Raw genomic sequence first — 585 nt, 5'->3', positions numbered from 1 at the left:
TCCGTTTCTGAGCGAGCCGTTTCTTTACCTGTCAGTGGATTCACGCTCTCCGTGGTGATCGCAGTGACATCAATTTTTATTTCACCCGAGAAGTTATCAATTGGATCGACTTGAACATCGCCAATTCGACTTGCATCAACAAGGTATACCCCACCCGTTTGCGCGATGGCACTGCCATCTGAGTAAACTAGCGTTGCGTTGCCCTCACCTTGGGTAAAGACAAGTTCGTACACGATGCTTTCTGGGTTACTGCTGTCTTGTGTTTGCGCGCTGATGTTCAGAGAAACGTTGTTACCATCTTCATCAACCGTGTAGTTAAAGGTACTGTTTGCCGTCCAAGTCGCGATGTCTGCAACGCTTTCCACTTGAATGTTGAGCCTGCCATTGATGATGTGGTCAGACACACCGTTATTAAGGATCTCAACTCGGATACGTGGATCTATGCCACTATCGCCCGTCGCAAAATGGCGGTCAGGCACAAAATAGAGGTTCTCAAGCGTAACGAACTCACCATTGAATGATTGAATGACATTCGAACCGTGCAACACAACAGAGCCATTGACTGGCGTAAGTTCAATGTACTCA

1 protein-coding gene is annotated in these 585 nt (G+C 47.4%); it reads right to left on the bottom strand.

From position 1 onward, the window contains the following. On the bottom strand, positions 1-585 hold a 585-nt coding region (locus R8O10_RS26445), incomplete at both ends, for a hypothetical protein (RefSeq protein ID WP_318192128.1).

It is taken from the genome of Vibrio sp. 1727, assembly GCF_033344415.1.
Lineage (GTDB): Bacteria > Pseudomonadota > Gammaproteobacteria > Enterobacterales > Vibrionaceae > Vibrio > Vibrio alginolyticus.
This window is presented reverse-complemented; position numbering and strand designations above follow the sequence as displayed.